Genomic DNA, 6,975 nt, shown 5'->3' on the forward strand with positions numbered 1-6,975 from the left:
GGTGCTTACCCCTAAAAGTTAGAGTTTAATATTATGCAGCCATTTGGCTGGTTTTTGTTCGGTATTCAACTGGACTTAAACCAGCCAATTTTTGTTTTCCACGAACTGTATTATACCATTCGATATAATCCTCGATTTCTTTCTTAAGTTCCTCATATGTCAATAGAGATTCTCCGTGATACATTTCTTGTTTCATAATGCCGAAAAAATTTTCTATCACAGCGTTATCAGAACAAGTTGCTTTACGAGACATACTTTGAAATACTTTATTTTTTTTCAGGCAATTTCTCCACTTTTTATGCTGGTAATGCCATCCTTGATCAGAGTGGATGGTCGTTCGAACGGTAGCGTTATTTTTAATCACTTGAATCGCTTTTTCTAAAGGTTGCACAACGAGATCTAACACAGGACGTTTACTGATGCCAAAGGAAATGATTTCTCCGTTATATAAATCCATAATAGGATTGAGATAGAGTTTTTCGTCTCTAAGACACTTCAATTCGGTGATATCTGTTACCAATTTTTGTAAAGGATATGGTGTAGAAAACCGTCGGTTTAAAAGATTTCTTGCTAGTTTGCCTACTGTTCCTTTGTACGAGTTGTATTTACGTGTTTTGCGTGTGAATTTTATACATTTCAGATTAAGTTCTTTCATCAATCGATAAACTTTTTTGTGATTAATCGTTATGCCAGATTTATTCAATTCTTTTGTAATTCTTTTGTATCCATATCGCTCTTTGAATTGGTAAAAAAGCTTTGAAATAAGTTCCTTTAAGGATAAATCATCATTCTTATTATTCAAATATTTCATATGATAGTGGTAGGTAGCCTCAGGAATCCCTATCACTACAAGCACATCTTTTAATTTGTATCCTTCTTCTTTAAGTTCGAATGCCACTGTTGCTTGTGCTTTTCGAGAAAGGCATTCGGGTTCTTCTCGTAAGCTTCTAATTTTTTTAAGTAGGCATTCTCCAATCGGAGAAGCTCATTTTCTCGTTCTAATTCTCTTTCTCTAGACATCTTTTGAAGATCTTTTTCTGTCTGTTTTTTAGGTTGTTTTGACATAGAAGGTCGCCCCTTAATTTTTGGTTTCAGGCCTTCTATTCCCTCTTTACTGAAAGCTCTATTTCCAGTTCGCTATAATGGAATCTTCTCTGATTCCGAAGGAATGAGCTGTTTCTTGATAAGAAGCACCTGTTCGTTTCATAAATTGTATTACATCTAATTTAAAATGAACAGAGTAGACCTCCTTTGACTCTTTCCTTCTTAATCCCTCATTACCTAAATGCTTGAAGCGGTGAACCCATTTTTTGATAGGCGAGATACTAGGAATACCATATTTTTTAGCTAACAAGGTATAGCCCAAAGGACCATCTAAATATTCTTTTACAATTTTATTTTTAAATTCGTAGCTATATTTTGCCATACAAAAACCCCCAGAAGTTAGAATGTTTACTCTAACTTCTGGGGGTCGGCACCATAATGGACTGCTTTTTATTAAGGATTATACTTAACAATAGGGTATACTTCATCGTTGGCAACTTTTACTACTGGTATAACAGCATCTTGTTATTTTCTACCACGTAAAAAAATTCCGAAATTAAAGCTCAATAGGCTTTTGATTTCGGAATTTACTTTATCATTGGAGAGATGATATTGAGTGAATTTCAGTTATCGTTGTTAGAATAAGTTGTTAGTAACTCTAAAAGTATAACTTCCAGTTCCTCTAGCAATATTTAATGTCAGATTCGCTCCTGCGCTACCTTGTAATGCTCCCGTCATACGAGTGAAACCCGTACTATAAGCAAAATTTGCAGGAACATTATTGAAAGTGCGAGATTGTTGTACAGGTGAAGGTGTGTACCCTGTGGTCCCGACTATAAGTCTTTGTGAAGTTACTCTTACCGTTGGATCGATACGAGTCCATGATCCTGAGACCATATCAATCTTACCTTGTCTAAGACCACTAGTTGTTTCTGTAAAGTTAATAACAAGTCTTACTCTTACTGCAACAGCCCCGTCAGTTTGGCTTACACTGAGACTCCCAGTTCTATTAGCATATACTGAGTATTCATACGTTGCAGAACCATCTGATGTATCAGAACTTGATTCTGAAAAAGTTGAAAAACCTTGATTTTCTTCTACCAAAGTACCTACTACGTTCTCAACTTCACCAGTATCTGAAGTCAAAGTACCTACCGCAGTTTGTGGTGCAGTGAACGGTTGATTTATATTACCATTCTCGTTTGCAGATACTTTCGTTTGTGCTGTCAAGAAAAATAAAGAGATAATTAGCATAAATGTAGCTACTGTTCTTTTTATCATTTTTCAATTCCCTTCTGTTTGTCTGATACTGAAATGCTCAATAAAACTCCCAATAATATATATAAGACGGGACTATTAAGTGATAGCTGAAATAGCAAAAATGGTAGCCCCACAAAGAAGTGTACAAAGATTAGTATGAAATTTACTAATATCAAAATCATAAGTAAATAGAATGAATATTTTCTAAATCTATTTTGTATTGTTATATCAGAAAATATAAGAAGTAATTTCCCTAGAATGGCGGATAACATCATGTAAAATACTGGTCGAGCAAGAACAATAAAAATATGCCTATACAGTAAATTAAAATTGGTATCTATTATATTTTCCAATAGTATTTCATAAAGAATCACATAGGATAAACTTATAATCAGAAATAGCAGACATGTGAGTAAGTATATTTTGTTTTTCGTATTTATATTTTTCATAAAATCCCCTCTTCTTACAAATATAATTCATTATATTTGTATATATATACAATAGTAATTTTCTAAAAAATAATTCAATTAGACTTTTTCTCTAAAATTATAACCATTTTGCTTGTTTTATACTCTTTATAATATTTTTTTTATTAACAAAAAATATAATCTAATCGATTTATAATGTTATCTTAACATTTGTTAATCACTAAGTATACATTTAATTGTAAAATTTTAGTAAAAAATCTTGTTTTTCAATTAAAGAAAAAATTGCAAAGGGTTCTTTCTTCAAAACACCTAAATTTACAGCTCGTATGTAACAACAGGGTATACTTCATCGTTGGCAACTTTTATTACTGGTATAAAAATATCGACGTCGTAAAAAATAAGTTGACCAAAAATAACTTGTTTATAATTTTTAATAAAGTTTCATTTAGGACTTCAAAAAGAAACAGATTAGATTAAGGAAAAACAAAAAAACTATCGAGTAAGGATCACTTTATCCTCTACTTGACAGCTTTTTATTTAGCATAATATACAGAATAGTACTAATTAGAGTTTTTCATACAAGTTGCTTCCCTTTTTATTTTTCTACTTTAACAATAATAAAATCGTCTTCTAAAAATTGTGAAGAGATTATCCCAATTTTTTCTAAATGATTAATAATTACAACGTTTATTCCGGTATTCTCAAATTCCATCTGTGCACTAGTAGTTAAGTATTCATAAGCTTTTGAAAGATCAATCGTCGAAACCAAATTTAAAATATCTTCATAATCCATCATCGAAATTTTCGTTACAAATAAACTTCGCCTTATTTTTATATCCAAATCTGATTTTAAAACTTTAATAACTAATCTTTTATCACAATCGTTAGACTTCATTAATTCTATATTTTCTTTAGCAATTTCAAGTATTTTGTACCTTACTTCAAATTCATATTGGGAATACACTTCAAACAAAGTCGGAATCTCAGAATCTTTTAAGTGCCGGTCTAATATGATAGAAAGAATATCGGATTTAATGTTAATATTTCTAATGCTTATTTTATTTTTAGTATCTAATTTAGAAAGAATTTCTTTTTTCGTATTTGTTATAATATTCGAATTTAATATACTACTTAATTCAGATTCATATTTTTCATCGTAATTTTCATTAATTAGCTCCATGTATCCTTCTATATTGTGCAATGCAAAATGGGTCATATGTTTTGGATAATGCCTTCTTACATAACCTAAAACGTCACCCCTCATTGGAAGTACCGAACAATCAATGAGCGTTTCTATTTTGCTCTCTGGGAGATCATTAGGCATCTTATCTAATGTTGTTATCTTATGACCGCCATAACCAACTATCTCTCTATAGCGATCGTTATCTAAATCGTTTAATTTAATTGTAGCGTCTACAAATTCTTCAAATTCAAAGCTTTCCTCACTTATTTCCTCTATGTTCACTTGTATCTCACTGTGAGACCGATTTACAAATTCTATTAACTCAGACTCCCATTTTTTCTTAGAAAAAATGAAATAGTAGACTATATTCGCAAAGTTTCCTTGTACGCTGTCATTTTCCAACAAAATACTCCATATACTTTGATCAATTACATCTTTGATATTCTCAATTCTATGCTTAGTAGCTTTTAAATAAGAATTTTTATTCTCAACGCTAGCATCATTCAATACATGAAGCATTGTTATATCAGAATCGTAGATAACTCCGTTAGAAAACTCTAAATACAGTTTTATATAGTCATTCAGATTATCAGATACCCTTGTTTTCAGTGGTTTATTATTTGACTGCATAATGTATGACAAGTTTTTTCTTCTAAAGCTTTCGAGATCAGAATTTTCACTGATTATCCCTGAAAATTTAGCAATTTTTTCTAGATTTATATAATTTAATTCGTAAAAGTTATTACCTATAATCATACTTATTAATTCGTGATCCAAGAACTCTATACCAATATCCACAAACTCTATGTTTAAACTTTTTAGATTTTTGATTAAATTTACTGGTATGATGTTGTTATCACCATCATCTAAAATTCTGAGAATATTGATATTTTTTTCAAGATATTGTTTTAATTTTTGATTTTTATTCTGTACGTCTATTTGTTTCGAATCCAAATATTTCAAGGCACTAAATAACAAGCGCATTCGTGTATACTTAAGTGAAATATTTACTGACGTTGGATAATCAATCACGTCCACGCAAAAGTCCAACCACGTAGTGAATAAAATTTCATACCATCTTTTATCTATATTACCTTCATTCCTGTAGTTATAAAATAAATAAGAATCTAATCCTAGTATAAATTTGATATTTTTCTCTTGAGAAGCCACATACAAAATACTTTCAATATTTTCTAAAAGTTTTTCATGTAATAAAGGGTTTATTTGCTTTGAAGACTTTTCGTTTAAAAATGCTTCTTTTTTTAGCAAAAATTCAAAAATACTGTAGTTGAGAATACCTTTGCGAGAGTAATCTTCATTTTCTAGTATTTCTATTATAGACTCTAGAGAGTTTAATTCGTACTCAGGCTCATTAATCTTGCCTGCATAAAGTTCTCTTAGAAAGATAATATCTTCTTTCTTTAAATCATTATCATAAAAATAATTCATATAACTGTTGTAATTCTCGTCGATAAAACTTTCTTTTATGAGGAAGCTTAACAAGTTATAATATTCGTTGTTTTTAATTTCTTTAAAATCTTCTGAATTTAATTTTGTTTTAAATATATTTTCGTCAAACAATTCCGATATAGGAGTTACTATGGTTTGTTTTTTTTCTAATTGGAGATTTTCAATAGAGTGACGTAGATTTTCTAATTCCCCCTTATCCCTTTCCTCAATTAATTTCTTTTTCTGTTGGTAATTATCATCTTGTTCCAAAGGTTCTAATATTTCCTCCAGTGTAGTTGTTTCCATATTTATAACAAATCTGTTGTTATAATAATTAGCTGGATTTTATAATGAAGTTAGCCACTTAGGCTAACCCACAAAAAAAACGCCATGTGAATTTCATGTTATATTGAAGTTACCGCTAACTCTCAATAGACAGGATGAATTCACATGACGCACTCTAACGATAACATATCAGCACGTAAGGGAAAACACTTATCTCATTCAGAACGTTCTCAAATTGCTATTTTAAAGACTCAGAAGTACTCCAATCGTCAAATTGCAAAGGCATTAGGATGTGCCCCGCAAACCATTAATAGCGAAATCTGTCGTGGAACCATTACGCAACTTAATCGGCAAAAACAAAACGGTAAAGTTTACGACTACTATACAACTCTCTACGATCCCGATGCCGGACAAGCAGCTTACGATAAACTACGGTTGAACTGTGGCCGTCGGCCAAAATGGGCTGATACGGATGCCTTTATTGAGTGGGCAGATGATAAATTGTTACAGGAAAAGTGGTCTCCAGATGTAGTCATTGGATTTGCGAAGACACATGACTTGTTTGACTCATCTATTATTCCCTGTACAACGACGCTCTATGGATGGATTGACAAAGGCATTATGAGAACAAAGAATATGGATCTACTCGAAAAACTATCGCGTAAACCAAAAGATACTACTTATAGAAGCCGAAGAAACAAGCGAATGCTAGGCCAATCTATTGAACAAAGACCCGCAGAAATTGATAACCGGCAGACCTTTGGTCACTGGGAAGTTGATACAGTTGTTGGAAACAAAACAAAAACCGATTCGGTTTTATTGACGTTAGTTGAACGTCAAACACGCTTTGAAATCATCCTTAAACTCAATGGTAAAGATATAGAATCTGTCAATCAGGCAATCAGTCAATTACGATATCGAGCCGGTGATACGTTCTCTAAAGTATTTAAGACCATCACTTCTGATAATGGATCTGAATTTGCCGGTCTTCATGAGGCACTTCACGAGACACTTGATGTGTACTTCAGTCATCCTTATGCTTCGTGGGAAAGAGGAACAAGCGAGAACCAGCATAAATTTATTCGCCGATTTATTCCAAAAGGAAAAGCTATCAATCAATTTAGTGAAACACAATACTTGAGAATCCAGCAATGGATGAATGACTATCCTCGGAAAATACTTGGATATAAAACACCACATGACTGTTTTGCCAATGCTCTGCGCTCTTTGTCCCAAGCAACCTGAGCACGTTAGTGCTTATCAAATAACAAGTGACGTCTTCCAATAACAAATTAAACAATCAGTTGCGGCTATCTTTTTAAACTA

6 protein-coding genes are annotated in these 6,975 nt (G+C 31.9%); 1 reads left to right on the plus strand and 5 read right to left on the minus strand.

Going from position 1 to position 6,975, the window contains the following annotated elements:
* Nucleotides 1-31: 31 nt before the first annotated feature.
* The 5 genes from J5J05_RS12655 to J5J05_RS12675 all read right to left on the minus strand — a co-directional run bounded on the left by J5J05_RS12655 (nucleotide 32) and on the right by J5J05_RS12675 (nucleotide 5,634).
* Nucleotides 32-898, minus strand: a complete 867-nt coding sequence (locus tag J5J05_RS12655) for an IS3 family transposase (protein WP_208560828.1) — start codon at nucleotides 896-898, stop codon at nucleotides 32-34.
* A complete protein-coding gene (locus tag J5J05_RS12660) occupies nucleotides 862-1,065 on the minus strand; it encodes a hypothetical protein (RefSeq protein WP_208560827.1) in 204 nt (67 codons plus the stop codon). Before J5J05_RS12660 ends, J5J05_RS12655 begins: the two co-directional genes overlap by 37 nt.
* A 58-nt stretch (nucleotides 1,066-1,123) precedes the next feature.
* The gene (locus J5J05_RS12665) at nucleotides 1,124-1,426 is read right to left on the minus strand and encodes a helix-turn-helix domain-containing protein (protein ID WP_208560826.1); all 303 of its coding nucleotides are present in this window, start codon (nucleotides 1,424-1,426) and stop codon (nucleotides 1,124-1,126) included.
* 254 nt (nucleotides 1,427-1,680) lie between these two features.
* The gene (locus J5J05_RS12670) at nucleotides 1,681-2,325 is read right to left on the minus strand and encodes a hypothetical protein (RefSeq protein ID WP_208561031.1); all 645 of its coding nucleotides are present in this window, start codon (nucleotides 2,323-2,325) and stop codon (nucleotides 1,681-1,683) included.
* A 1,002-nt stretch (nucleotides 2,326-3,327) separates the two neighbouring features.
* Nucleotides 3,328-5,634 (minus strand): hypothetical protein, encoded by a 2,307-nt coding sequence (locus tag J5J05_RS12675; RefSeq protein ID WP_208561032.1) that lies wholly within the window; start codon nucleotides 5,632-5,634, stop codon nucleotides 3,328-3,330.
* A gap of 180 nt (nucleotides 5,635-5,814) precedes the next feature.
* On the opposite strand from J5J05_RS12675, the gene J5J05_RS12680 reads away from it, so the two are divergent.
* Complete coding sequence (locus tag J5J05_RS12680; protein ID WP_208559143.1) at nucleotides 5,815-6,894, plus strand: IS30 family transposase; 1,080 nt, start codon at nucleotides 5,815-5,817, stop codon at nucleotides 6,892-6,894.
* Nucleotides 6,895-6,975 lie beyond the last annotated feature (81 nt).

It is taken from the genome of Marinilactibacillus kalidii (assembly GCF_017599325.1).
Classification (GTDB): domain Bacteria; phylum Bacillota; class Bacilli; order Lactobacillales; family Carnobacteriaceae_A; genus Marinilactibacillus; species Marinilactibacillus kalidii.

Coding starts and splice junctions, on each gene's coding strand:
- J5J05_RS12660 (WP_208560827.1), bottom strand. CDS start 1,065: ATGTCAAAACAACCTAAAAAACAGACAGAAAAAGATCTTCAAAAGATG.
- J5J05_RS12670 (WP_208561031.1), bottom strand. CDS start 2,325: ATGATAAAAAGAACAGTAGCTACATTTATGCTAATTATCTCTTTATTT.
- J5J05_RS12665 (WP_208560826.1), bottom strand. CDS start 1,426: ATGGCAAAATATAGCTACGAATTTAAAAATAAAATTGTAAAAGAATAT.
- J5J05_RS12680 (WP_208559143.1), top strand. CDS start 5,815: ATGACGCACTCTAACGATAACATATCAGCACGTAAGGGAAAACACTTA.